The organism is Psychrobacter pocilloporae, from assembly GCF_029872915.1.
GTDB classification, from domain to species: domain Bacteria; phylum Pseudomonadota; class Gammaproteobacteria; order Pseudomonadales; family Moraxellaceae; genus Psychrobacter; species Psychrobacter pacificensis.
Window position 1 is genome coordinate 177737 of sequence record NZ_PGFT01000001.1, and the last position, 26768, is coordinate 204504.

General features: G+C 43.7%; 21 protein-coding genes. 9 read left to right on the plus strand and 12 right to left on the minus strand.

The genetic code is table 11. From position 1 onward, the window contains the following. Window positions 1-165: 165 nt before the first annotated feature. From yidC to rpmH, 4 genes are all read right to left on the minus strand, one after another. Window positions 166-1848 (minus strand): membrane protein insertase YidC, encoded by a 1683-nt coding sequence (gene yidC / locus CUR83_RS00780; RefSeq protein ID WP_093070251.1) that lies wholly within the window; start codon window positions 1846-1848, stop codon window positions 166-168. Between the two features lie 215 nt (window positions 1849-2063). Continuing rightward, window positions 2064-2432, minus strand: coding sequence for a membrane protein insertion efficiency factor YidD (yidD, locus tag CUR83_RS00785; RefSeq protein WP_093070248.1), 369 nt, complete (start codon window positions 2430-2432; stop codon window positions 2064-2066). Between the two features lies 1 nt (window position 2433). Continuing rightward, window positions 2434-2805 carry a ribonuclease P protein component gene (gene rnpA / locus CUR83_RS00790; protein WP_093070245.1) on the minus strand — a complete coding sequence of 124 codons (372 nt, stop codon included), beginning with the start codon at window positions 2803-2805 and terminating at the stop codon, window positions 2434-2436. Window positions 2806-2991: 186 nt separating this feature from the next. Then, complete coding sequence (rpmH, locus tag CUR83_RS00795) at window positions 2992-3126, minus strand: 50S ribosomal protein L34 (protein ID WP_007394757.1); 135 nt, start codon at window positions 3124-3126, stop codon at window positions 2992-2994. Window positions 3127-3715: 589 nt separating this feature from the next. Between rpmH and dnaA the strand changes: the two genes are divergently transcribed. From dnaA to CUR83_RS00820, 5 genes are all read left to right on the plus strand, one after another. Continuing rightward, complete coding sequence (gene dnaA, locus CUR83_RS00800; protein WP_284719791.1) at window positions 3716-5161, plus strand: chromosomal replication initiator protein DnaA; 1446 nt, start codon at window positions 3716-3718, stop codon at window positions 5159-5161. 160 nt (window positions 5162-5321) lie between these two features. Then, window positions 5322-6497, plus strand: coding sequence for a DNA polymerase III subunit beta (dnaN, locus tag CUR83_RS00805; protein ID WP_186475341.1), 1176 nt, complete (start codon window positions 5322-5324; stop codon window positions 6495-6497). Between the two features lie 129 nt (window positions 6498-6626). Next, the gene (gene recF, locus CUR83_RS00810) at window positions 6627-7856 is read left to right on the plus strand and encodes a DNA replication/repair protein RecF (RefSeq protein ID WP_093070238.1); all 1230 of its coding nucleotides are present in this window, start codon (window positions 6627-6629) and stop codon (window positions 7854-7856) included. A gap of 532 nt (window positions 7857-8388) precedes the next feature. Beyond that, complete coding sequence (gene gyrB, locus CUR83_RS00815) at window positions 8389-11019, plus strand: DNA topoisomerase (ATP-hydrolyzing) subunit B (protein WP_093070236.1); 2631 nt, start codon at window positions 8389-8391, stop codon at window positions 11017-11019. Between the two features lie 126 nt (window positions 11020-11145). After that, window positions 11146-11715, plus strand: a complete 570-nt coding sequence (locus CUR83_RS00820) for a manganese efflux pump MntP (protein ID WP_093070234.1) — start codon at window positions 11146-11148, stop codon at window positions 11713-11715. Between the two features lie 108 nt (window positions 11716-11823). Here CUR83_RS00820 and rlmF read toward each other — a convergent pair whose 3' ends face one another. Both rlmF and CUR83_RS00830 read right to left on the minus strand, forming a co-directional pair. After that, window positions 11824-12861 (minus strand): 23S rRNA (adenine(1618)-N(6))-methyltransferase RlmF, encoded by a 1038-nt coding sequence (rlmF, locus tag CUR83_RS00825; protein WP_093070232.1) that lies wholly within the window; start codon window positions 12859-12861, stop codon window positions 11824-11826. A gap of 65 nt (window positions 12862-12926) precedes the next feature. Further along, a complete protein-coding gene (locus tag CUR83_RS00830) occupies window positions 12927-13619 on the minus strand; it encodes a LysE family translocator (protein WP_093070230.1) in 693 nt (230 codons plus the stop codon). Between the two features lie 533 nt (window positions 13620-14152). On the opposite strand from CUR83_RS00830, the gene CUR83_RS00835 reads away from it, so the two are divergent. Both CUR83_RS00835 and CUR83_RS00840 read left to right on the plus strand, forming a co-directional pair. Then, complete coding sequence (locus tag CUR83_RS00835) at window positions 14153-14953, plus strand: crotonase/enoyl-CoA hydratase family protein (protein WP_284718874.1); 801 nt, start codon at window positions 14153-14155, stop codon at window positions 14951-14953. Between the two features lie 107 nt (window positions 14954-15060). Continuing rightward, a complete protein-coding gene (locus CUR83_RS00840; RefSeq protein ID WP_284718875.1) occupies window positions 15061-18600 on the plus strand; it encodes a hypothetical protein in 3540 nt (1179 codons plus the stop codon). Between the two features lie 25 nt (window positions 18601-18625). Here CUR83_RS00840 and CUR83_RS00845 read toward each other — a convergent pair whose 3' ends face one another. Then, on the minus strand, window positions 18626-19120 hold the full coding sequence (locus CUR83_RS00845) for a cupin domain-containing protein (RefSeq protein WP_284718876.1): 495 nt from the start codon (window positions 19118-19120) through the stop codon (window positions 18626-18628). A gap of 183 nt (window positions 19121-19303) precedes the next feature. Between CUR83_RS00845 and CUR83_RS00850 the strand changes: the two genes are divergently transcribed. Together CUR83_RS00850 and CUR83_RS00855 are read left to right on the plus strand one after the other, a co-directional pair. Next, window positions 19304-20470: a MalY/PatB family protein gene (locus CUR83_RS00850; RefSeq protein WP_284718877.1), complete on the plus strand. Its 1167-nt coding sequence runs from the start codon at window positions 19304-19306 to the stop codon at window positions 20468-20470. A gap of 83 nt (window positions 20471-20553) precedes the next feature. Next, a complete protein-coding gene (locus tag CUR83_RS00855; protein ID WP_093070221.1) occupies window positions 20554-21147 on the plus strand; it encodes a hypothetical protein in 594 nt (197 codons plus the stop codon). Window positions 21148-21396: 249 nt separating this feature from the next. Here the strand turns inward: CUR83_RS00855 and CUR83_RS00860 are convergent, their stop codons facing one another. The 5 genes from CUR83_RS00860 to CUR83_RS00880 all read right to left on the minus strand — a co-directional run bounded on the left by CUR83_RS00860 (window position 21397) and on the right by CUR83_RS00880 (window position 26544). Beyond that, window positions 21397-21666, minus strand: coding sequence for a hypothetical protein (locus CUR83_RS00860; RefSeq protein WP_284718878.1), 270 nt, complete (start codon window positions 21664-21666; stop codon window positions 21397-21399). Beyond that, window positions 21651-22355, minus strand: a complete 705-nt coding sequence (locus CUR83_RS00865) for a glycosyltransferase (protein ID WP_284718879.1) — start codon at window positions 22353-22355, stop codon at window positions 21651-21653. Before CUR83_RS00865 ends, CUR83_RS00860 begins: the two co-directional genes overlap by 16 nt. A 31-nt stretch (window positions 22356-22386) precedes the next feature. Further along, the gene (locus CUR83_RS00870; protein ID WP_284718880.1) at window positions 22387-23538 is read right to left on the minus strand and encodes a hypothetical protein; all 1152 of its coding nucleotides are present in this window, start codon (window positions 23536-23538) and stop codon (window positions 22387-22389) included. Between the two features lie 3 nt (window positions 23539-23541). Continuing rightward, entirely contained in the window at window positions 23542-24813 is a 1272-nt protein-coding gene (locus CUR83_RS00875; protein WP_093070215.1) for a glycosyltransferase, read from the minus strand. Between the two features lie 123 nt (window positions 24814-24936). Next, a complete protein-coding gene (locus CUR83_RS00880; protein WP_284718881.1) occupies window positions 24937-26544 on the minus strand; it encodes a glycosyltransferase family 2 protein in 1608 nt (535 codons plus the stop codon). Between the last annotated feature and the right edge of the window lie 224 nt (window positions 26545-26768).

The following is a 26768-nucleotide window of genomic DNA, read 5'->3' on the forward strand; positions in this document are numbered from 1 at the left end:
TTATAGACGTCTGTGCTCATAGTGACAAAGCAAACTTTGAAACGCGGCCTAATCGTTGATATTTTCTCTTTAATGTTGATAAGCTGTGGATAACATTTTAGCACTTATAAAAAAACCACCGCTTGCGCGATGGTTTTTGTTTTTATCCTTCTGATAGAGCGTCAATTAGTCAACTATTTTTACCGTGCGACGTTTCTGCTCTTCTTCGACTTTCTTATTTACAATATATTGCTGAGTCATACTGAACAAGTTGTTCACTGTCCAATATAGTACCAAACCTGCTGGGAAGAATAGCATGAATGCGGTAAAGATAATTGGCAAGAACTTCATCACTTTTGCTTGCATTGGATCTGCTGGCTGCGGATTCAACTGCTGCTGGATGAACATGGAAACACCCATCAATAGCGGCAAGATGAACCAAGGATCCATGGCTGAAAGATCGCGAATCCACAAAATCCAAGGCGCATGACGCAGCTCGACACTCTCTACGAGCACCCAATACAAAGCTAAGAAAATTGGCATCTGCATCAAGATAGGTAGACAACCCGCCATCGGATTGACATTCTCTTCTTTGTAGATGGCCATCATTTCTTGCGACATTTTCATGCGGTCGTCGCCATGCTCTTCTTTTAGCGTTTTTAGTCTCGGCGCAATAGCGCGCATTTTTGCCATTGAATAATAGCTCTTATTAGAGAACCACATCAAAGCAATTTTGACTAAAATGGTGAGGATAATGATTGACCAACCCCAGTTACCCACAACTTTATGCACACCTTCCAAGATAGCAAACAAGACTTTCGATATTGGCCACAATAAACCGTAATCAACCGTCTTATTCAGACCAACTGCCACATCTTTTAGCTCAGACTGTACTTTTGGACCTGCGTACAGTGTGGCATCCAACGTCACTTGCTTATTCGGTGCGACATTGACTGGCTGACTGTTAAAGCCGATAAAGTAGTCGTTACCAGTCTCGCGGGTAAAGAATTTACCCGTGAAGTTTTCAGGCGTCCATGCAGAGACAAAGTAATGCTGTACGATGCCAACCCAACCTTTATCACTGGTCGTCGTCAACTCACCATCGCTGAAGTCTTTAAACTTCAGTTTATTGTATGGATCATCTGGCGTACCCCACGCACCACCTAGATAAGTCGCCATGCTCAGCGCGCCTTTATCAGACATGCCAGGATCTTTACTATCGTCGCGTTTTAGCTGCGCAAACATCTGACCTTGCCACGCATTGGTAGAGGCGTTTTGAATTTTGTAGCTAATATCGATCGGATATTTGTTTTCAGTAAAGGTGAATGTCTTGGTGATTGTCACGCCATCTTTTTTGTAAGTAAGCGGTACTGACAATGTCTGTTGCCCTGCTTCCATTACATAATTGTTGGCGGTGTGGCTATAAATCGCACGGCCTTCTGCCGTATCAATACCATTTTGACCAATCAAGCCAGACTGAGCCACGTATACACGGTTGCTGTTGTTTTCTAGCAATACGAAAGGCTTATCGCTATCGAGCGTCGCGTCATACTGCTTGAGCGCAGCATAGACAATATCACCGCCTTCTGGGTTGATTTTGATTTCATAGCGATCGGTTGTTACCGTGATTAATCCTGTGTCCTTTGCAGGGGTCGCTGTCACAGCTGCGTTATCCACAGGTAGGGTCTGAACCGGAATATCGCCTGCGGCACCAGTGGTAGAAGGAATGTCAGCACCTACTGAACTTGTAGTTTCTGGCACTGCTTCTACAGCTGGTGCATCGGCATAATCATCTCGCCATGCCAAAATCAGCAGATAAGCGGTAATTAGCATCGCAATGATGATCATCACCCGAAATATCTTTTGCATAAACCTTTCCTAGATTAAAAATTAGGGAATGAAAAATTAGGGCATGTGTCATGACTGTATTGCATAGTTATCATCATGATCGATAACCGCGTTGAGAGTCATTTACATAAAATGTGCATCATTTTACTAAAAATCTGCTTCAAATGATACCAAGAGTGTGGATAACTTGTGGGTAAGTCATTGAAGATGATATCTAAAGCCCGAAGTTATGATTTTTATGTTGTCTTCATTAAGTAGTTAAGACGTGGCACATACCCCTGACGATCTCGGTAAACACCCCATCCTCTACTATCGCTACTCGTTGTAGAAGGTATATATTGATACCGATAAGAAGATAAAGGGAGCGGGACAAAATCAATGCCGTGTCCACCAAGCGGATGACATTTACTAAGACGTTTTAACAGCAACCAACTACCTACACGAGTGCCATGCCACGCCAAAGCTTGTTTACCATAGTTTGAACAGGTGGGATAGTAACGGCAGCGAGCAGGTATGATAGGGCTAATTATTTTTTGATAAAATTTTATTATATTTAATATAAAAACAAAAATTATTTTATTTATTAAAACTAATAATTTTTTCATTTTATTTTTTTTCTATTTTTTTAAAAATATTATTTATTTCTTTTTTTAATTCTTTATTATCAATATCCTTTATCGATTTTTTTACTATAAAAACAATATCTTTATTTTCTAATTTAAAAGCTTTTGTACGGAACTGCTCACGGATATGTCGTTTAATCAAATTTCGAACGACAGCAGTAGGCACTTTACGCTTAGTAATCGCCATACCGATACGTGGCTTGTCACAGGCACTGGGTCTCACAAACGCCATCAAGTGGCTCTGATGTATCTTACGCTCAGGTGCGTCAAACACTTCACGAAAAGCTGCTGGTGTCAGTAGGCGCTGCTCTTTAGTAAAATTGGCTGTAGGTGTAGCTAAAAGAGATTTGGGCATGGTATGACCTAATATGATAGGGAATGGCGATATTAAAGATAATAGCAAAATATAGAAACAAAAAAAGCGCCGATGCGGGCGCTTTTAATATATGGCTAAGTGTCAGTTGTGATGATTGACTATTGCAATCTATAAACAATAGGAGCACAACAAGCAATATTAGCCATGCTTATCGCTATCTACTGATTATACAGTTAGACGATGACGTCCTTTAGCACGGCGACGAGCTAAGACCTGACGGCCTTTTTTAGTTGCCATACGAGCACGGAAACCGTGAGTACGTTTACGCTTGATCACGCTTGGTTGGAATGTACGTTTCATAACTCACCTATCAAAATAATGGACTAAATTCGTAATAACGGAGGATTATACCATCCAGTATAGTTTTGGTCAATAAACTAATTTAGCCTGTTTTCAGAGATTCAGTTTCTGCTATCAGATTGCTAGATATTATTTGTTCAATACTTCCGTTTTGTTTAATCAGTGTTTTTAGTTGACAGTAAATAATTTCTGAAGTTATCCACAGTTTTGCATGAAATCTATAATAATAATTAATTAATATATATAGAGTTGTTGTTATTGGGGCTTTACTTATCTGTGGCTAACTCCACTTTATCCTTATTTATCAAAACACTAGGCTATGGGTAAGGTTGTGGATAACCTGTGGGCTAAATATGGATAACTTATCTTGTAGAGTTATCCACAAAACTATCCACAGTCTTATCCCCAAAAAACAAGGTTTTATCCACAGGGTATTTATGTTAGATTAGCCCCTACTTCGTGTGTGGCTTCTCATAACTTTCCAGTGTGACTTTTAACATAGTTAATCACTGTTGATACCAAGTATTTCTGTAGAAGGTCAGGCTATTAAAGTTAATTATTATTGCAAATTATAGGGTTAGTATTTTTCATGATAGACACAGCAAATATTTGGGATAAATGTCTGAACGATTTGCGCTATAACGTTAAAGACAACGTTTTTACCATGTGGCTGAGACCTCTATCAGCTTATCAAGAAGCACAAACTCTGATCATTCTTGCGCCTAATGATTATTTTGTCACGTATATTAAAAAGAACCATCTTCAAGATATTCAGCAATTGGTTGCTAAGCACAGTCAAGGTAGCATTGAGGAGGTTGTTGTCCGTGTTGATAATGCTGGACGTGAGGTAGACGATAGTCAGCAGACAAAAACAGGATCATTATTTTTGGAGGATAAGCCCTCCCCTACTCCATCTGAGCATAAATTTGAATCTATCCATCATAATAATTCAAAAGCAGGTATCGACGCTAATATGCGTCAGGGAGAACTGATCGACTCAGTGGATGCCAAGTCATTAAGCTATCTCAACCCTGACTTTACTTTTGAGACATTCGTCACTGGTAAGTCCAACAATCTGGCCTACAAAGCTTGTTACGAGCTTGGTAAAAAACAATCAAAAAATCGACACAATCCTTTATTTATATATGGACCTTCTGGATTAGGAAAAACGCATTTAATGCATTCTGTAGCACATCGATATCTAAAAAATAATCAAAGTTTTTATTATTTTACTTCTGAAAAATTTATAAACCAATTGGTTTATTCATTAAGAAATAATAAAATAGAAGATTTTAAAAAGAAAATAAAAAAAGTAGATTTATTAATTGTAGATGATATTCACGTCTTAGCAGGAAAGACCAAAAGCAGTAATGAATTTTTAACATTGTTTGCAGATTTTACCAGTGGTGACAAACAACTGATTTTGGCTTCTGATCGTCATCCATCACAAATGACGGAATTTGATGAACGCTTTAGATCGCGATTTTCTTGGGGATTGACAGTCGCAGTTGACCCTCCTGAGATTGATACTCGCATGCAAATTTTGCAGAAAAAAGCCGCTTCTTATGGCATGGTGCTGCCTAAAGAGTGTGCATTGTTTATCGCTCAAAACGTGGTATCCAATGTCAGACGTTTGGAGGGTGCTCTCAATCAAGTTTTTGCAAATGCCAATTTGACAGGTGCACAGATTACTCTTGAGATGGTGCAATACGCGTTAAAAGACATCGTTGCTATGCGTGTACAAGCCGTAAATATGGATAATATCCGAAAAATAGTCGCTGAATACTATGATGTAACGGTGAAAGACATTATGGGGCGTAAACGTACGCGTAGCATCGCCAGACCTCGCCAAATAGCGATGGCCTTATCGCGTGAGTTAACAGGTGATAGTTTTCCTGAAATTGGTCAATCATTTGGTGGACGTGACCATACTACAGTGATGCACGCTTGCGATAAGGTAAATGAATTACGAGCATCAGATCCAGCGTTTGACAAGGATTATAAGACGCTAGCGTTGATGTTACAGGCAGGTTAGTAGAGTGAGTCTTCACTGTATTTTAGGGAGAAAATATCGTTTATAATATTGAAAATATAAGCAGATAGATGCTCTGTAGATTATAGTCGGTAGACAAGGTATTATTAGACGATTACGTCAAATTTTTATAAAAAAATCATTCAAATAAGAGTAACTAAGCATGCAATTATCGATCAATCGAGAATCGTTACTAAAAGCTATCAACTTGATCGCCAAAGCCGCTGATAAACGCCATAATATGGTGATATTGGGTAATATTAAGCTGCAGTTATCAGAGTCCGAGCTTATCTTGACAGCCTCAGATTTAGAAGTGGAGCTGACATCGACCTTGAAATTGCCTGCTGGTGCTTGTGTTGAAGCAGGAACAACGACGCTACCTGCAACAAAACTAAAAGATATTTGTAAGTCTTTACCTGCACAAGCCCAAGTTAACCTAGCGACTCAAGCGAATGAGCGTTGTTTGCTTACCAGTGGCAAGAGCCGTTTCACGCTAGGCACCTTACCAAGTGAAGACTATCCAAGCTTGGGCAATCCTGAAAATATCACGCCGTTGAACATCAGCCGTAGTCGATTGACAGATTTGATTCACAAAACTCAGTTTGCGATGGCAATTCAAGATGTACGTTATTATTTGACGGGTATGCTGTTTGATGTTTCACAGCAGCAGCTGACGACCGTTGCGACTGACGGACATAGATTGGCCTTGGCACGTAGCGTTATAGATGTGAGTGCTGATCTGAGCATGCAGGCTATCTTGCCACGTAAGGCAGTGATCGAGCTTGAGCGTTTGGCGACTGAGCTTGGCAAAATGCTAGGCGATAAGGACAATGCAGTGACGCTGAGTTTTGGGCGTGAGTTTTTGCAAGTGAGCTTACCATTTGGCGATGTAGATAGTGCAGGGCAAGTCAGCCAAAACCTAATGGTGACGTTTACTGCCCGTTTGATTGATGGCAAATTCCCTGATTATCGCCGCGTCATGCCAAGCAATACAGATAAGCTCGCGTTATTTAATCAAGAAAAAATGACTGACGTATTACGCCGGGTTGCGATTTTGAGTAATGAGAAGTCGCGCGGTGTGGTCTTTAATTTTGCCAGTGATGGTATGGTAGAGGTACGTGCCAACAATGCTGAGCAAGATGAAGCCGTGGAGATGATACAAGCCAAATATCAGGGCGAACCAATGGAGTTATCATTCAATGCTGCGTATCTACAAGATGTGCTAAGTGTTATTCAAGGTGATTTGCAGATGCATATGAGCCAATCGAATGCTTCAGTGTTGGTCAATCAGCTTAATGATGAGTTCCATCAATACGTCATCATGCCGATGCGTATATAGTCTGATTTTTTGCACATCATACAGCATTGAACCGCGCTAGCATCTTTTAAGTATTTACGCGGACAGCTTAAATTTAAATAAACTTTTGCTTGCTTTGAAAGCTGAAAATAATGGGCGGCTATCGATATCATGATTGAACGTCTACAAGTATCAAATCTGCGCAACCTCACACAAGTTAATTTGCAGTCGACCGTTTGCAACGTTGTCATCGGTGCAAATGGTAGCGGCAAAACCTCTTTACTTGAAGCGATATTCTTATTATCGAGAGGCAAAAGCTTTCGCCATCACCAGCCAAAACGTTATATACAGCATCATCAAAACCATGCAACGGTCTATGCTAAGCTCAATGATGATCGTACGTTGGCCATTCAAAAACAAGCAGATGCGACAACCATTCTGCGTCTTAATCAAGCGACTGTCTACAATCAAAGTATATTGACTGAGCAGCTGCCCACGCTATTGATAGATCCCTCAACGATGGATATGTTAGAGCAGGGTAGTGCCAGTCGTCGCCAGCTATTAGATTGGTTGGTGTTTCACATGAAACAAGGTTTCCACCCACAATGGGTCGCCTATCAACGCCTGTTAAAACAGCGCAATAGTTTACTAAAAAAGACTCGTCAATTGACGCAAGTCCAGCTAGCTGAGCTAAAGTCTTGGGATAAAGGACTAAGTAATCATGCGGCATTGATACATCATTATCGTGAGCAAGTATTTACTGAGTGGCAGCCTTATTTTGCCAAAAGTGTTCTGCAATTGTTGCCGTCTTATGCTGAGAAATTGAGCCTAAGTTATAACGCTGGCTATGACACTAATGTCGCGCTTGATGTACAGCTTAATGAGCGATTAGAGCAGGATTTACAGTTAGGATATACCCGTATAGGCAATCATCGGGCTGATATCCACGTACATTGGCGCTCTGATAATACTGTACGGTCTGATGATGTTATAGATAGTCAGGCGACAAATACAAATACAGCGTCCTCAAACCATGAGGTAAATGCTAAATTACCAACTCTAAAAGAGCAGGCAGCAAATGTATTGTCCCGCGGTGAAAAGAAGCTGCTTATTACTGCGCTACGCTTATCACAACTACCATTACTGCTCAATGATAATAAATATAGCGCTTCGTTCGCTAATAACTCAACATCGAGAGCGACTCCTGTCGTGCTACTAGATGACATCACCGCAGAGCTAGACGATAGGGCGATAGGTATTCTTTTATCAACATTAGCGCAGCTGCCTTGTCAGGTGTTCATGACCAGCTTGACGGATGATATCGTACATCTGGTTAATGAGTTATGGTCAAAACCTAGGTTGTTTCACGTGAAACAAGGTCAGATATGGTCTGTTGATTAATTCCTGTTGATTAATTCTTAATCGCTTATCATCACTTTAAGCATTTTCCTGCCTACTTATAACGCCTTTTATGCGTCCTTTACTGAGTATCACAGTCACGACTATTACTTATACTAGCTATTAGACAAAGACACCGACTCATAAGTCGTAAAACTCCCAGTAAACAGTGACTTACAGACAAAAAAATGCTAAAATAACCCTTTATTTTTGTCCTGTTCTCAGCAATTTATTCGATAGCATCATATAACAGACTTCTATTTTTTATTTCTTTATAAGTAATTGATAATTAAATATTTTATTTATTTCAATAGTTTTAACAATGGCTAGAAAAACAAAGACTATTACTAATAAGTAATTTGCCAATTTTATCTCTATGCAGCCTTTTTTAGGCTAACGGTGGTTAGTAGTTTAGCCGCTCATATGCACTCTAAGTGATGAATAATAGAAGTTGGTTTTAAGATGCCATCATGAGGTGCATTTTTATAAGTGCGCTGATAAAAACGGCTGATTATGGCTAGATTAAGGAATGTACATGAGTGATTCATTACCTATTGACCACGAGCAATTGATAGACGACAGTGCTACTGAAGCCGCTGTATCTACTGTAGTTTCAGAAGTATTACCTTCTGATTATAGTTCTAAGGATATCCGTGTACTACGTGGGCTAGAGGCTGTACGCGTGCGCCCTGGTATGTATATTGGTGACACTGACGATGGCACAGGCTTGCATCATATGGTCTTTGAGGTCGTGGATAACTCTATTGATGAGGCGCTGGCCGGTCACTGTGATCAGATTGATATCATCATTCACGAAGACGAGTCTGTCAGTGTGATGGATAATGGCCGCGGTGTACCAGTCGATATCCATCCAGAGGAAGGGGTGTCAGCGGCGCAGGTCATCATGACAGTCCTGCATGCAGGCGGTAAGTTCGATGATAATAGCTATAAAGTCTCAGGCGGTCTGCATGGTGTTGGGGTATCGGTCGTCAATGCGTTGTCTAAAAAGCTTGAGATGAATATCTGGCGTGAAGGCTATCATTACCGTCAGACCTATACTGATGGTGTACCTGACGCTGATATTCAGCAGATGGAAGCGACCGATCAAACCGGTACGCAAATCCGCTTTTATCCAAGCAGCGACGTATTCACCGGCACAGTCTTTGAATATGATATTTTGGCAAAACGCCTACGCGAGCTGTCATTTTTGAACTCCGGTGTGCGTATCGTTCTGACCGATGAGCGTATTGATAAGCGTCGTGAGTTTGAGCATAAAGGCGGCTTACTAGAGTTTGTCAGCTATATCAATGCAGGTAAAGACGGTATCAATGAAGTATTCCATTTTACCAGTCAGCAAGACGATGGTATCAGTGTCGAAGTCGCGCTGCAGTGGACCGATACGTATAACGAAAAAGTATTGTGTTTCACCAATAACATTCCGCAAAAAGATGGCGGTACGCATTTATCAGGTTTCCGCTCAGCCCTGACACGCGGCTTAAACAGCTACATGGATCGTGAGAATTTATTCAAAAAAGAAAAAGTCGCGGCGACTGGCGATGATGCTCGTGAAGGTCTAACGGCTATTGTCTCGGTGAAAGTGCCTGATCCAAAATTCTCAAGCCAGACCAAAGACAAGCTGGTCTCAAGTGAAGTGAAATCTGCTGTCGAATCAGCGATGCATGATAAGTTCAATGATTATCTGCTAGAAAACCCAAGCGCTGGTAAAGCCATTGCTAATAAAATCATGGAAGCTGCTCGTGCGCGTGATGCGGCCCGTAAAGCGCGAGAGATGACTCGCCGAAAGACGACTCTGGATATTGCAGGTCTGCCGGGTAAGTTGGCTGACTGCCAAGAAAAAGATCCAGTACTATCTGAGCTATATATTGTGGAGGGTGACTCTGCAGGTGGCTCAGCGAAGCAAGGTCGTAGCCGTAAGACTCAAGCGATTTTGCCGCTAAAAGGTAAAATTTTGAACGTTGAGCGTGCACGTTTTGACAAAATGCTATCGTCCGCTGAAGTGGGTAACCTGATCACGGCACTTGGCTGTGGTATCGGCCCTGATGAGTATAATCCAGATAAAGTACGCTACCATAAAATCATCATCATGACCGATGCCGATGTGGATGGCTCACACATTCGTACCCTGCTGCTGACATTCTTTTTCCGTCAAACGCCTGAGCTGATCGAGCGTGGCTATGTATATATCGCCCAGCCGCCGCTATATAAAGTGAAAAAGGGTCGTCAAGAGCTTTATCTCAAAGATGATGAGGCGCTAAAAGCGTATCTATTGTCATCAACCATTGATAGTACCAAGCTACATGTTAGTGCGGATGCGCCTGCTATTACAGGGCAAGCGCTTGAATCATTGCTGAATGATTATAACCAAACTCAGCTGATCAAAGCGCGTTTGCAGATTCGCTTCCCAGCGGTCATCTTGGATGCGTTGACGCATACGCCAAAGCTATCCGTTGATATGACTTATGATGAGTCTGCGATGCAGGACTGGCAAAAAGCCATGCAGGCTCAGCTTGACGTCTTTGGTAGTGAGTTAAATCCTGAGATTGAGTTGGTCAATATTCATGCACCGCAGTCACAAGATATGGATTCAGCGGCTGCCGATCTATTGGGTATGACACCTGCAATTGGCACTGAGGCCGCAAGCACCGCAGAAGGCGAAGCATCAGACAATGAGGCTTTATCTACTAAGGCGCAGTGGCTACCACGTGTCACAGTCTATGTGCATCAATTGGCACACCATTATCTGTTAGATGCTAGCTTTATCAACTCAAGTGAGTATGGCAAATTATTACGTCTATCAAGCGAGTGGAATACCCTGCTTGAGAGTGATGCCTTTATCCGCCGTGAAGCAAGTGCGGGCACGACTAAAGATATTCCAGTACGTGACTTCGATTATCTCTGGCAGCAAATGATGCTCGACGCGCGTCGTGGTCTGGCTATCCAGCGCTACAAAGGTCTAGGTGAGATGAACGCCGACCAGCTATGGGATACCACGATGGATCCAGAAAACCGTCGTATGCTACGTGTCACTATCGAAGATGCGATTGCCGCTGATCATATGTTTACCTGCTTGATGGGTGATCATGTCGAGCCACGTCGTGTCTTTATTGAAGAAAATGCGTTAACCGTCTCAAATCTAGATATCTAATTTTGAAACTGATCAGTAACAACGTATAAAAATACCGCTTCGTCTATCGAAGCGGTATTTTTGTTTCACGTGGAACCTTTTTTATAAAGCTAATCATACCTGCTATTCGAGTTAAGAGAAAATACCATGATTGAAGTAGTGCTGCTCGCGATTGCACTCGCGATGGATGCGTTTGCCGTATCGATAGGACTGGGCGCAAAGTCACAGAAACAAAGCCAGCAATATGCACGTCATCTCGCTATTTATGCCGCATTATATTTCGGTATCGCGCAGGGTGTGATGCCGCTCATTGGCTATTTATTGGGTGCAGCGCTGTTGGGATGGTTGGCGGCGGCCGCGCCTTGGATTGGCGGTATCATCTTAATTGCGCTGGGTGGCAAGATGCTGTACGAAGTGCTCAGTGGTGAGGATGACGAAGAAGATATTGACGTGGGCGGTAGTGTCATTAGCCATCGCACCATGTTTACCCTTGCTATTGCTACCAGTATTGACGCCATGGCAGCAGGATTTACGCTAAATTTATTGGCCTTGAACGCGTGGTTAGCTTGCTTGATTATCGCGGTCGTAACGGCGGTGTTTGGCTGGCTCGGGGTCTATTTAGGACGACGCTCTGGTACATGGCTGGAGGATAAGGCAGAAGCATTGGGCGGTGTAGTGCTGATTGCGATTGGTATCAAAGTCATGTTCTTTGGCTAATCTATTTAGAGTTTCACTTAGCCTTTATGCAAAAAGCACCGCCTTGAATATCAAAGCGGTGCTTTTTTTTGTTTCACGTGAAACTTAGGCGTGTTAGGTATTCAACGACTATTCTTCGTCGGTATCAAAGCGCCACGCGAGTACACGAGTGCTCTTTTGACCTTGGCTCATCTCAATGATACGCATCTGCGCGACATTAAGCTGCTTTAATAGTAGTTGTAAAGGTTTCACGTTTTCAGATTTTGATACTAACGTCGTGAACCAGCCGACATGCTCAGCATAGCTTTGGCTTTCTTTTGCCATCTTGGTCAAAAACGCAATCTCGCCACCTTCACTCCACAATTCTTTATGCTGACCACCGAAGTTTAGGTTCTGCGCTGCGTTATCTGACTTGGTCGAATGACGGCTGATTTGCTCGCTTTCATTTTTACCGCGATGACGTTGTAGGTTGTGCTGCTTACGACTGTTGGCTTCCATCGCTTCTTCTAATGAGGCGTGAAACGGAGGGTTACACACCACCACATCGAAATAATCTTGACGACCAATGATGTTTTTAAAGATGAACTTAGGCTCAGGCTGTAGCTTTACTTTGACCGCGCTTTTTAGCTTAGGATTGGCGTCACAAATGAGGGTGGCAGTATTGACCGAAACTGGATCAATATCGCTTGCGGTAAATCGCCAGCCGTAGCTTTGGCTACCGACAATCGGATAGATCGCACTGGCACCCGTACCGATATCAAGGGCGTGAATGTCTTTACCCGTTGGCGGTGTGTTGTCGGCATTCACGTGCGTGGTCTGCGCGAGTAAATCCGCAATATAGTGAATATAATCGGCACGGCCAGGAATTGGCGGACACAGATAGCCGTCAGGAATATCCCAAAACTTAACGCCGTAATAGTTTGCCAGTAGTGCTTTGTTTAGCACACGAACCGCCTGATGATCCGAGAAATTAATCGTGGGCTCGCCTTTAGGGTTGGTGATGGTATGCTCAGCAAGCTCAGGCAACGCGCGAGTCAATACGGCAAAGTCGTAACGACCTTGATGTGGATTGCGCGGATGCAATTGACCGAGTTTTTTGGCGGTCGCAGGCGATCGGTTTCTGTGTTTACTATTGGCAGGATTACGGGTCATGGGCTTACTTGTCATAATGTCAGGCTACGATATATGGATATAAGTCAGCAGTGTAGCAGATTTCACCGCTCGCAAATGAGTTATCGATGACGCAAGATCAGGTTGAGTCCCAATACGATCATCGCAGACCCCAACACACGGTCGATCCAATGCTCAAAACGCTGAAAGCGGCGGTGAATTGCAGGGACAGAGAGTAGCATCACCACGGTGCTAAACCATGCCATCTGTAGCACCATCATCCAGACGCCATAAATCGCCAATTGCCAAAGTGGGATGTCTGGCGATAGCACAAGGGTAAAAATCGCCACAAAATAGACAGGCGCTTTTGGGTTGAAGACATTGCAGAAAAACCCGCGACGCAATGTGGTGAAAGTATCGTTAGGCGTTGTAAATTTGGTATGAGTAGAGGCGTCTTGCTTTGCTTGTAAATGATCAATAGGTGCGTTCTCTTGCGTTACTGATGCTGTTAGTTCTACTGGCTTTTTAGGTTTGGCCTGAATGCCTTGCCACCCCAGATAGATCAAATAGCCACCGCCCAGCCATTTAATCGCGGTCAATAGTGGCTGCGAATGCGCAATCACCGTCGCCAGTCCCAGCACCGAATAGATAATGTGTACCGATAATCCTAAGGTAATACCCAAACTACAAATCAAACCAGTACGCCGACCTTTGGCTAATGTCTGCTGTGAGACCAACACAAAATCAGGCCCTGGTGAGGCGGCCGCCAGCAAGTGAACGCTAGTGATTAGCAAAAACCCATGCCAAAACTCCATAAAACCCTCTATACCTTGATATTTTACCCAACCTAGTCTGAATCATAGTTGCACTTATCACAAATGAGTTCAACTTTTATCTATTATCGCGCCATTCGAGTCATTGCTATCGCTTGTGTTATGGTTATATGCTGTCTATATTAAATGAAGTATTAAAAATAGTCCTATCGACAAATCGCTATAAATAAGCGAGCAAGATTCGACGATATAACTAGGGCGTGTTGAACATTCGCAAATAGGCACTGCTGATCGCTAAAATGGTTCCAGACAAGGCACAAAGCGACGATAATGCAGAGATGCCTTAGCGAGATTTGTAACGCAGTATGGGGCAATTTTAGCATCAGCCCCAACGATAAAAGCAGGGGACAGGACTATTTTTTGCCGCTTCATCGTTAAAAATAAGCGTTTAGAATGACTAAACTTATTATTTTTAACATCGAATCGCCTAAAAAATAGTCGCTGTCAGTGCCATGGTCGAATGTTCAACACGCCCTACTCACTTCATAAAAAAGAACTTTGACAAGGACATCACCATGACGACGGACAGTACTACGCAAGACAACCGCATTACTTATGATACAGACGGCACTATTTGCCTGATTGGGCTAAATCGCGCCAATAAACGCAATGCTTTTGACAGTCATATGATTACCCAGCTATCTGACGCATTGACTCGATATGAAGACGATGAGCATCTACGCTGTGCGCTTATCTTTGCGTATGGCGATCACTTCACCGCTGGGCTCGATCTGGTCGAGCTACAAGATAAGCTAAACGATGGTGTGTTTGAGTTTGATGATAATCAAATTGACCCGTGGGGCATTAGTGGACGCTTACGCACCAAACCTGTGGTGGTGGCGGTCAAAGGCACGTGCTTTACCGTGGCTATCGAGTTGATGCTCAATTGTGATGTGGTCATCGCAAGCGACAACTGTAACTTTGCTCAAATGGAAGTCCAGCGCGGCATCATGCCATTTGGCGGAGCGACGGTACGCTTTGTCGCGGCGGCAGGCTGGCAAAAAGCCATGCCATATCTACTCACGGGCAAAGCGTTCGATGCGCAAACGGCTGATCGACTGAACTTGGTCAGTGAAGTGGTGGCAAATGGGTTTGAATACGAGCGCGCATTGATGCTGGCACAAGAGATCAGCAAAGCTGCGCCATTAGGCGTCAGAGGCGCGCTATCTTCCGCGCAAGATGCGAGCCGCAATGGTGCCGCAACGGCACTGGCTAATATCCATAGCTATCTGCCGCCGCTGTTTCATTCAGAAGATGCCAAAGAGGGCGTGATGGCGATGGTTGAGAGAAGGGAAGCGGAGTTTAAGGGGTATTAGGGTAGTAATCTATAAGAATTATATTTGATAAGTAAAGCGTGGAACTAGTTTCTCAGGGTTTTAGTTCTAGAGAAAAATAATTTCACAACATATTTTGGAGAAAATAATTGGCTAAAAAAGATAAGGAAATAAGCAATCCGTTTTCTACAGGAGGTGGAGGTGCTCACTTCGAAGCACATATTCAAGCGTGTTTTGTAGTTTTGATGCTATCTAGAGGTCATGTTCCTAATATGCCATGTTGGCCTATCAAAGAAATAGCCTTTCAAGGTAAAAGGCTAGGTTATGAGACTGATGACTTGGTTCTATTTATTGAAGACTTGGAAACTAATAAGTCTCGCAAACTTTTGGGGCAAGTAAAGCATTCTATTGCTATCACTAAAGGTGACTCTACATTTGGTGAGGTTATACAAGCAGCGTGGACTGACTTTAACAATAGCTCTATCTTCGATAAACGCAAAGATATTATTGCATTGATTACTAGTCATATAAGTGCAACTGACCATAAAAATGTTCAGTTCATTTTGCGCCAAGCTAAATATGCTAAGGATTCTTTGGAGTTTTTTACAAACGTTAATATGGCTAAATTTAGCCCTTCCCAAGCGACTAATAAACTTGATGTTTTTAAATTACATTTAAAAAATGCCAATAATGGTACAGATTTAACCGATGAAGAATTATATAATTTTTTAGGCTGTTTTCAGGTCTTAGGTTATGACTTGGGAGATGAAAAAGGTGTGGTTCTATCTCTAATTCACTCTCATATTTCCCAATTCCAGAATAAGGATGTTAGGAGGGTATGGAGTAGAATCGTAGATGTTGTTCAATCATATAATCAAAGTGGTACAACTATAACTAAAGATAACCTACCTGAAGATTTGTTGGAAGATTTTGCCAAGCATAGGTCTATTATAGAAATACCTAGCCATTTAAAAAATAGTAGGGTGCAAGATCATACTCAATTGATTAGCTATCAATACAGCTCAGAGTTAGCACTTCTACTACTAATTGGTGGATGGAATGATAAAAATGAAAATGATAGAAAAATAGTTAGCCAACTTTTGAAAAAGGAATATGAAGACTGCTTACTTATTATTAAAGATATTTCTAAACAATTTAATAGTCCTCTAGTTTTTAAAAATGGAGCTTGGTTGGTTAGAGGAAAAATAGAATTACTTGAGGCTTTAGGCTCGCTGATTTTTGATAATGATTTAGACAACTTCAAAGCTATTGTAGAATTAGTATTGAATGAAGAAGATCCTGCCTTTGAGTTATCTAAAGATGAAAGATATTTAGCTAGTATACAAGGAAAGGTTATTACATATTCAGGCATACTTCGCCAGAATCTTGCAGAAGGTATGGCGCTGACTGGAAATAATGCAAAATTATTTACTCAATGTACTCCATCAAAAGCGGAAAATATAGTTTGTATCTTAGTAAGAGAGCTATTAAGTGAAGCTACTTGGCAACAATGGGCAACGATCAATAACTTACTACCTGATTTAGCTGAAGCCAATCCTAATGAGTTTCTTAAACAAATAGAAAACACACTAAGCTTAGACCCTTGCCCCTTCGATAAGATATTCGAACAGGAAGGTAGTGGTTTTGGTCAGGCAAACTACCTTGTAGGTCTTCTATGGGGACTTGAAGCTTTAGCTTGGAATCCGCAACATTTAGTACGTGTGGTTTGTATATTGAGTGAACTTGCAAGCCATGATATAGGTGGCAATTGGGCAAATAGACCAATCAACTCTCTCATTACAATTTTACTCCCTTGGAGGCCACAAACTACAGCTGATGCAGAAAAAAGAAAAATTGCTATTAGTACTGTAGTGAGAGAGGAGCCAGATATAGGTTGGATTCTACTACTTGAGTTGTTGCCTAATAAACATTTAACTGCTTTTGAAAACTATAAGCCTAAATGGCAAAATATTATCTCTAGTGAGTGGGAAGCTAATATTTCAAATCAAGAATATTGGGAACAGAACGAGTTCTTGGGTGATTTGATTGTAGGTATGACAGAGAAAAATATTGAGCGTAATATAGAGTTGATTAAAAATTTAGATCATTTTCCTGAAAAAAGTTTTGAGTCTTTTATTGAAAAACTAAGCTCTGAAAGTTTTAGCGAGTATTCAGAAGAAAATAAAAAGGAAGTTTGGAACGAATTAACAACACTATTTATTAAGCATCGTAAATTTACAGATGCAGAGTGGGTATTACCAAGTCATATGGTCGATAAAATAGAGGATGTTTCTGAAAAATTTGCACCAAATAATCCTTTTTTGCTTTATCAATATTTGTTTTCAGAAAGAGACTTTGAGCTTTATGAAAGCAATGACGACTTTAATCAAGAGCAAAGTAAACTTGATGAAAAAAGGAAGGCTGCAATAGAAGAGTTGTTAACTTATAGCGGTATTGAACAGGTTATAGAATTCGTACAAGTAGTATCCTCACCTCAAGCTGTCGGGTATGCTTTAGCTAGTATCTCGAATAATGAGATAGATGAATATTTATTACCAAGCTTGTTAACAACGTCAGATAATAAGTTAAAAGAGTTTTTGAGTTCATACATATCGAAATCATTAAGAGAGAAAAGTTGGAATTGGGTTGATAATATTAATAGACTGAACTGGTCAGAAGAGGATTTAGGTCAGTTTTTATCTTATTTGCCATTTTCTGAAAACACATGGGAAAGAGTCGAGTCTTGGTTGTCAGAAGATGAATCTAAATATTGGACTCGAACATTTACCAATGCTTTATATGTTGAGACAGATATAAAGTTTGCTGTGAACAAGCTTTTACAATATGAGAGACCACGAGCAGCTCTAAGATGTATATCTAGTTGGATGTTTCAAGGTAAGAGCTTGGATAGTGAACAATGTATAAAAGTACTACTAGCTAGCGTAAACTCTAAAGAATCTATTAACGCACTCGTACCATACGAAGTTGTTAAGTTAATAAAATACTTACAGTCTAAAGAAGAGATAAATCAAGAAGCGTTAGCTAAAATAGAATGGGCTTACTTACCATGGCTTGATTACAAGCTTGATGCCAGACCTAGGCTTTTAGAATGGAAACTTGGGACAGATGCGAATTTCTTTTGTCAGATAATTCAGTCGATTTATAGATCTACTAGTGACAATTTCAAAAAAGATACTATAGGTGAAAACAATAGACAATTAGCTACTAATGCTTGGCAATTACTTCATAACTGGAATACTGTGCCTGGAACAGATATGGAAGGTCACTTTGACTCAGGTTTATTTCAAGAATGGTTCGAAGAAGTTAAAAAAATATGTATAGATTCTGGGCATTACAGAGTTGCTATGCAGCAAATAGGTAGTGTTCTTAACAATACACCAAAAGATAGCGATGGGTTATGGATTGACAGGACAGTTGCTGCTACTTTGAATGATAAAGATGCTGGAGAACTTCGTGGTGGTTATAGAATTGGCTTATACAACTCGAGAGGTGCTCATTGGGTAGATCCAACTGGTGAAGCAGAGAAAAAGCTAGCAATCGAATATGATAGTAAAGCAGAGGCTGTTGAAAATGCAGGTTATCACCGTTTTGCAGTGACACTTCGAGAGCTTGCTAATAGTTATAAAAGGGAAGCGGAAGATGTTATTTCTGATTATAAGGACAGCTAAATAGATAGGGTACATCAGGAATAACTCAAACCTCACCCAAATCTTCCATATCCACATACTCCTTTTTACCATGAATCTTATACATCTTACGGTCGATCTCTGGATACAGGGTAATATCGATCGGTGGTCGGCTGCCACCCATCAGGTAAGTGGCATCGGCATCGCTCTCATTGCGCATCGAATGCGCCGCGCCATGTGCAGGGAAACCGACAAAATCTCCAGCACTCAGCTCATAATGCTCATCACCATAGCGCAGCGACAGCTCACCTGACAGTACATAAATGAACTCATCCGACTCCTCGTGATAGTGATGGGTCGTCGTCTCATCTCCCGCTTCCACCCGTACGAGGTGCAAGCCAAACTTGGTCAGACCAACGATATCACTGAGCGATACCGTATGGCGGATAGCGTGCTCATTGAACTGGTGAATATGCTTAGTCTCAGGCGTGTTATCGATATCGGATTTGGTCAAGACGTATGCTTGCGTGTCCTTAGGCGGCTTTTGTTCTGGTGTCGTCATCATCGGTCTCCTTGATTGATGCTTTGAGTGTATACCACTATTAGCCAATAGTAACAGGTTTTAAAAGGGACGAGATAGGCGTGATGTTGATAATCAGATAGCGGCTTTATATATCCTGCATAAAGCGATTGTTGATGACGCCATTCCTGTTGTACCCTGAACCATTATTTTAAATGAAGGGGAATGCGGGTGTTGTATAACTTTGATGAAGTCATCGATAGACGTGGTACGGGATCGCTTAAATGGCACTATAGCGATGATACGATTCCGCTGTGGGTGGCGGATATGGATTTTAAGGCCGCACCGCCTATCTTAAACGCGATTGAGCAAGCCGTACAGCATGGCATATTGGGCTATACCAAACCTACTGAGGCGCTATATGACGCCATTATCGAGTGGCATGGCAGTCGCTATGAGTTACCACTTGCTAAAGAAAATATTTTGTTTTCCCCGGGTGTCGTGCCAAGCTTAGCGCTGATGATGAACGTCTTTACCGAGGTAGGGGATGCGGTGCTGGTCAATGATCCTGTGTACACGCCCTTTATGAGTAAGGTTGAGCAAAATGGTCGCACGCTCATCACCTCATCGTTACAAGAGAGCGAGGGTAAATATCACTTAAATTTAGCTGATATCGAAGCCAAGATTATCGATCATGATGTGAAGCTATATTTAGTCTGCAATCCGCACAATCCGGGCGGGCGCGTATGGATGAGAGAGGAGCTTGAGGCGCTACTGACGATTTGCAAAAAGCATGATGTAGCGATTGTCAGTGATGAGATTCATCAGGATTTGACCTTGCGCGAGCATACCTTTACACCGTTTTTAACGCTGGCACAAGGCTATGAGCATAAGGTGGTCAGTCTGACCTCAATGACCAAGACCTTTAATATTGCGGGGATTAAAGGCTCGCTGATTTTTGCTAAGGATGCCGCACTGATAGAAAAAATTGACGCCCAGCAGCATCTAAACGATGAGTATGAGCTCAACATGTTCGCCTATGCCGCGATGCACAGCGCCTATCGTGACGGCGGTGAATGGTTGGCACAGCTGCTTGCCTATATTGAGGACAATATTGAGTTTACCTTGCAGTTTTTCGCTGAACATCTACCCAATATCAAGGTAATGCGACCAGAAGTGTCCTATCTGATTTGGCTGGATTGCTCAGCATATAGTCAAGACGACGAGCAGCTTTATGATATTTTACGTGCGGCGAAAGTGGAGCTGAGCGCAGGCTATAAGTATGGCAGTGAGGGGCATTCAAAAATGCGTATCAATGTTGCCTGTCCGCGTATGCTGTTAGAAGCGGGCTTGGCGCGGATGGTGGTGGCGTTTGAGGGGTTGGGGAATTAAGACATTATTGAGAAAATGGGCAATGCCTTATTGCTGACCTAGTGAAACAAGCAAACTATTGATTCTATTAATCGAGATCAAACATGGATGAAAAAGTTAAAGCATCATGGGAGCGTGTACTTCACCCCACGACGCTTAAAAAAAATATCATTACAGCCTCTATATTTTCGATGGGCTTCGAGATGCTCAAGAATAGTATTGTTGAAAAGATAAAAGGCTTTTTTACTAATGGGTTCGATGAAAATGGAATGATTGTTAGCGCTGAGTATAAAGAAAAGGTGCTTGTCTTGAATAGAAGCCGACTCTATGCATCTTTAACGTGGCTACGAGATATGGGTGCCATTGATGATGAAGATTTAGAGAAATTTGAGTATATCGAAAGGTGCCGCAACACCTTAGCTCATGAAATGTTAACATTTGCTTCGTCTGGGATTGACTTTGATGTCACAGAAACTTTTGAAGAAATGGTCGGTTTATTGAGAAAGATAGAGATTTGGTGGTTTGTAAACCTAGATATGGCAATAGACCCAGATGCTTATCCTGAAGATCTAGATTTAGAGCAGGTTACTCCAGGTCCAGTATGGGGTCTTCAAATGCTTATTGACGTTGCGTTAGGTTCAGAGGATGAGGCGCAAAAATACTATAATTACTTTGTCGCAAACTCGGACAAAGTTTAAGATGTGCATTTCCTCGGAATTTTTCAACTCTCCTACAACTAGCTGCGAATGTATGTTGAATTGTACAAAATAGTATGGTCTAAATTTTCAACCACTTCCCAAAGCTCAATCGGTCATAACCATTGAGCCTTAATATCTATACAGTTACTCTATCGGAGATAGCTTACCATGCGGGCTTGAGCGCAGGTACTGTTTGGGCGCTTTCACTTTTGCGGCAAGCTCACCTGCCACGCATCAACAAAACCACCTCTAAACAAACGGTGCATCAGGACAATGCGACGCTTCCAGTTCTTTTTCTGTAGGTGCGCGCAGCAACGTAATCGGCGCTGTCTGCGCCGCTTGCCACTCAATCAAGCCGAGCTCAGCAAACTCACCCAGCCAGCCTGCCATTGCCCAATGTTGCCACTGATCATAAAAGCGATTGGCATTGATAACGATACTGTCCAAGTGATTTAGCGGCGGACGGCAGACGCTGTGCTGCTGATGGTAGACGATTTCGGCAGTCAGATAAAACGGCATGCCGCACGCGCGTGCGCGAAACGCAAAGTCAGTGTCCTCCGCGCCGTAGCCGACATAAGCGGTGTCAAAGCCCCAAGCGCATCAAACTGCTGGCGCGTGATGGCAAAGCACAAGCTCCAAAACGCCCCGAAGTCCTCGGTCTGCGTCATCGCGGCGGGCGCGAGTGAGTCTGTGGGCGCAAAGTTGGGACGATAAGGGTTGTATACGGAGAGCGCATCTAGCGCGGCATTATTTAGCATCCCAGCTGACAGCGCTGCTGACTCGGCGGCTGACAGCGGGCGCGTCAGATATTTGGGCTGCCCCATCAGCAGCGCGTTAGGATGCGCCGTGAGCTTGCTATACAGTCCAGCGATGCTGTCCGCCGCAACCAGACAATCGACATCTAAGAATATCAGCGCATCGAAGCTCGCGTGCGTGGCGCCGATATTGCGATTGTGCCCGATATCAAAGCGCGCTTGCTTATCGTTGCCATCTTTCGTGGTCGGAATCTGTACGATGTTCAGCGCGTATTCGTTTAGGCGCTTGGGGTCGGCGTCGTCATTGACGATGATGACTTCGGCAGGTGGCGTACTGCTGTTGGCAAGGGCGGCAAGCAGATTGTATAAGTGCGTGTTACGCCCATAGCAGGTAGTGATGACGCTCACAGGCGCGGTCGGTCGCTTCGGGGAGGCTTTGTCGTGATGCATCATAGGCTTAGTTTTTCTTATTATTAAAAGATGATTATTCGGGACGCAGCGCAAGTTTGGGCAACAGCCACTCATTAAACCATGCCTTGGTATCGCTATAGTCGCCAAAGCTATGCATCAATGCGGCAGCTGAGGTGTCCGAGTCAGGCGCTGTCTGCGTAATGGCTGTCGGCGTAGGCAGCTGCCCGTTATTGTTTTGCACCGTTTTACAAAAGTCATTCCAGCTGAGCGCCCGACCTTGCGCAATCAAAGCATTGGCGGTGGCAACTTGCTCGTCATGCGGGCGCGCGTCAGGTTGTACGATAAGCGGCGTCTGCTCGTAATAGACCTGCGCGATGCTGTTCAGCCCGCACGCCATAAACAAGGCATCGCTATGAATGATAAACGGGCGCACGTCTTTGACCTGTGTGGCAATATCGACCAAGTGACGCATGTTGTCACTAATAGGACCGAGCGAGATGATAAAGGCATCGGGCAATAGCTCACGCAATGTGGGCAGGCGCGCATCAATCGCTTGGTGTCCGCCATAGCCTTTTATCACCGTGATGATGGGCGCGCCCTCACGATGCGGCGTAGCATCGTCTGCTAAATCATTGAGTAATGTCAAAAACTCGGAACGGGTTAAATCCGTACTGAGCGCTGTACCGATAAAGTCCAAATGCAGGCTTTTCTTTGGCATCCATGCAGGCGTGTCTATCGCTTCAAGCGCGCGCGGATACGGGGCAAGCATTGCCAGCGCACCTTTAAAAGCCTCTATGTGCGGCGTATCGTCCCGCACGCCAGTCAAACGCACGTACAGATAGGGCATGCTGATCGTGCGGCATAGCATGGCAATTTCCACACTGACATCAATAATCATTAGAGCAATCTGCCGCGCGTGTAGCGCCTGTATCAGCTGATGGCTACGCGTTTGAATGTCGCGATTGCCGACAGGGGAATAGTGTAAGCTCTCAGGCTGCCAGTATTGTCCCGCACGCCCTTTGAGCACATCGTCTGCGCGCTCATCTTCAGGCGCGAGGCGGACGACTTGCGCTTCACTGATATTGCTAAAGCTATAGTCCGCCGCAGACACGCTGGTAAAAACCGTGAACTGCGCGCGCACAGGCTCAGGCAGTAGCGCCGCCAGCTTGTCCGCCTGCCGACAATGCCCCGAGCCGTGATGATGGGCGTAATAGCCGATGCGCATCCCTTAACCCTCAGCGTGCTGGGGCAAGGTGTCGAGACTTGGCGTCGCTTGTGGTGGTGGCATCGAAGGTAAGCGCTTGGTCATGGCAGCACTGGGCTTTTGCGCTGTGGATAGCGATTGTTGTTCTGGTGTCAGCGTTTGATAATACAAATCCAAATAGCCATCGACCATCGTGGTATCGGCACAAAATAACTTGGCACGCGCACGGCACGCCGCCCGTGAGATGTTTTTGATGCTATCAAACGCTTTAATAAAGGCGGCTTTGTCTTCTTTAGCGACCACAATGCCCGTTTCAGACGTGACAATCTCCGCGCACGCACCCACATCAAAGCCAATCACAGGCGTGCCGCAGGCGAGACTCTCTGCCAATATCAGACCATACGGCTCATCCCACGTACTGGTAAACAGCATCGCCGTCGCTTGACTCAAGTAGCGGTTAATCTCTGCTTTGGTTTTGTGACCGACATAGTCGAGCAAATCGCTGCCCTGCTGCTTGTCTTGGAGTAATAACGGCGCGACAGATTGCTCAAAATACTGTGCATTGCTTTTGGGGCCTGCGATAATCAGGCGCTTGCCCGCCGCCAAGCAATATTGCATTGCCAAATGCGTGCCTTTTTCAGGGCAAATACGTCCGTACCACAGATACACTTCGTCATCGATAGGTGTCAGCTGCGCGTCAAAAGAGTCCACATCAATACCGTTATACACCACTTTAGATGGCACAAATTCGGCAAACAGTTTTTGCTGATAGGTACTAATCGAGGTGAATTGCGTATCGGTGCCCAGTTGTAGGGTCAATAATGCCAAGCGCAGCTGCGGAAAAATCGGCGTATGAAAAGTGGTAAAAAAGCGCTTGCCAAAGACCTGACCCATCATCATCGGAATATGATGCAAGCTGTGATTGTGTACCACATCAATCTCGCCGCGTTCGTCACGCTCGATGATATCGCGAAGCGCATGTTGATAGGTGAGGTATTGGTACATCTCCTCGCGCCCCATCGCCACCGACTCATGCTCGTTTGGATAGACCATCGCCTCAAATTCTTGACGCGACAATAGCGGTACAAGGGTCGCCTCCGTCTGACTGTCAGCATGCGCGTAAAGCAGCACCTCGTGCCCCGCCGCAACCAGCTTATCACATAGCAAATGCGTAATCATCTCAAGCCCGCCTGCGTAAGGCTCAGCAATCGGGTATAAAGAATGCGCAATGATAGCAATGCGTAAGGGTCGCTTCTGCGGCGTGACAGAAGCAGTGGGTAAAGATAAAAGGGTCATAATATTTCCTATGGCGGCGCTTATTCATCATCGTTATGGCCGCCGCTGTTATGGTTGTTGTTATTGAAAATAAAGGTAAAAGTCAGGATAAAAATGTGCGCAAAATAAAAAGTAAAATAAAGGTTAAAAGTTGATGGTCTGCTTATCTTGTACGCGATCAGTCGTCTTGATAAAGGGCATTTTTTGAATGTTTAGTGGCTTTACATATTCTGTATTTAATAAGGGAAAAGGTGCTGATGGTTCTGATAAAGAACGCAGGTACTCGGCCTCGCTGGCAGTGCTGTAATTGGCTAAGGCAAGTCTTGCGGCAATGAGTTTTAAACCAAAGACGGTGAGCGCACAGACAAATAGTATCGGGGAATAAGCCGCAGACAGCGGTGATACCAACAGGGCAGTGAGTGCATTTAATATCAATAGTAATTTGGGTAAGGCACGGCGATTGGCGTGCTTTAGCGCTGATTGCGTGGCATCAGGAGCGATTTTTGGGGTACACACAAAGGGCTTTTGCCGTCCCCACAATACAGGCAACCAGCACAGCGCACCCACTTCCCAAAAGTTTAAATGCATCAGCCATGTACGTAAGCGTTTAGGAATAGAATGTCGATAGCCGCGCTGCATTTGCTGGGTGAGTGGCGCTTGGTCGTGCAAATACGCCCATAAACGGCGCAGTAAAAATACGCCGTAACCTGCATAGATGACAGCCAAAATCGGTAACGCCCATGTGCTGTCGTGCCCCACTATCAAGGTGAGCGCCATCAGCATCACGGTGATAAGCTGAAGCAAGATTAAAATCCCTGTGCCGTTGACCCATGCACTGAGCTGCGACAAGTGCGCGCGCTGATAGCGGCGCTGCTCAGCTTTGCTGTGTTTGGTTGTCGCCATACTCGCGGCATACGTCGGATGCAGACGACGTAACAATGGCGCGGCAAGATAGCGACAAAAAATCTGCATATTGCCATATACCCAGCGCTGACGCTGTGCCAATAAATCACACAAGGTTGCGGGCAGCAGTCCCGTTGCAATCACTGTAGGAATAAAGGCGCTACGCATATCATGCTGATGCATGAGCACCCCCATCTGCGCGTCTTCGGTGATTGATGCGCCCGACCAGCCGCCCAGCTGCTGCAAATCACGACGGCGAATGACCGCATAGGTGCCTGTCGATAAGGCACGCATACGATTGCGCGGCTGATATAGGTGATGGTTAAAGTAATGATTCAGCTCGCTGTGAATGTCCTCAAGATGGGCGCTGCGATAAAACTGCGGAAACTGTAATAGTGTGTGCTCAGGATAGTCGTTAATGGCTTGTACCATCGCCTCACGGGCATGCGGCAATGCTTCATAATCGCTATCCACCACCACGATATGACTACAGCGTCTGTCCATCCACGCCAGCGCCAAGTTAAGTGCACCCGCTTTGTAGCCTGCAATCTCATCAATATGATAAAAGCGCACGTTGAGCGCGGCATCTAGCGATTCACAAAAGGCGGCCAGTGGTTGATAAAGAGATTTATCCGTATGGTTATTATCAATAATTAAGATTTCATCCACTGCCTGTTTGACAGCCAATAACGACTTAATGGTTGCAATCACAATCTCAGGTGGCTCCGCTCGTGTCATTAGCTGGAAGCTAAAGGCAATCGTGGCAGTAGTCGACTGAGATGATACGGGCGCAAAAACTGTATCTTGCACACCGTGCATCATACGAGACGCAGACGTTAAAGGAGTCATAATCTTTTATTCTTATCGTTATCGAGCTGTGGACGTTGGAAACAGGGGCAGCAAATAGCGCTTTGGTTTTAATGAAATATTTAATTGGCGCTTGAGAGAACAAATTCATAGTAATACAAAGCTTGGTAACATATTGATTATTAAGTGTTAGTTTCTGCACTATCTCGTAATGTTACGTAAGTTTTTCAGTCATTAACTTAAGAAATTTAGTGAAGCATCGAAAA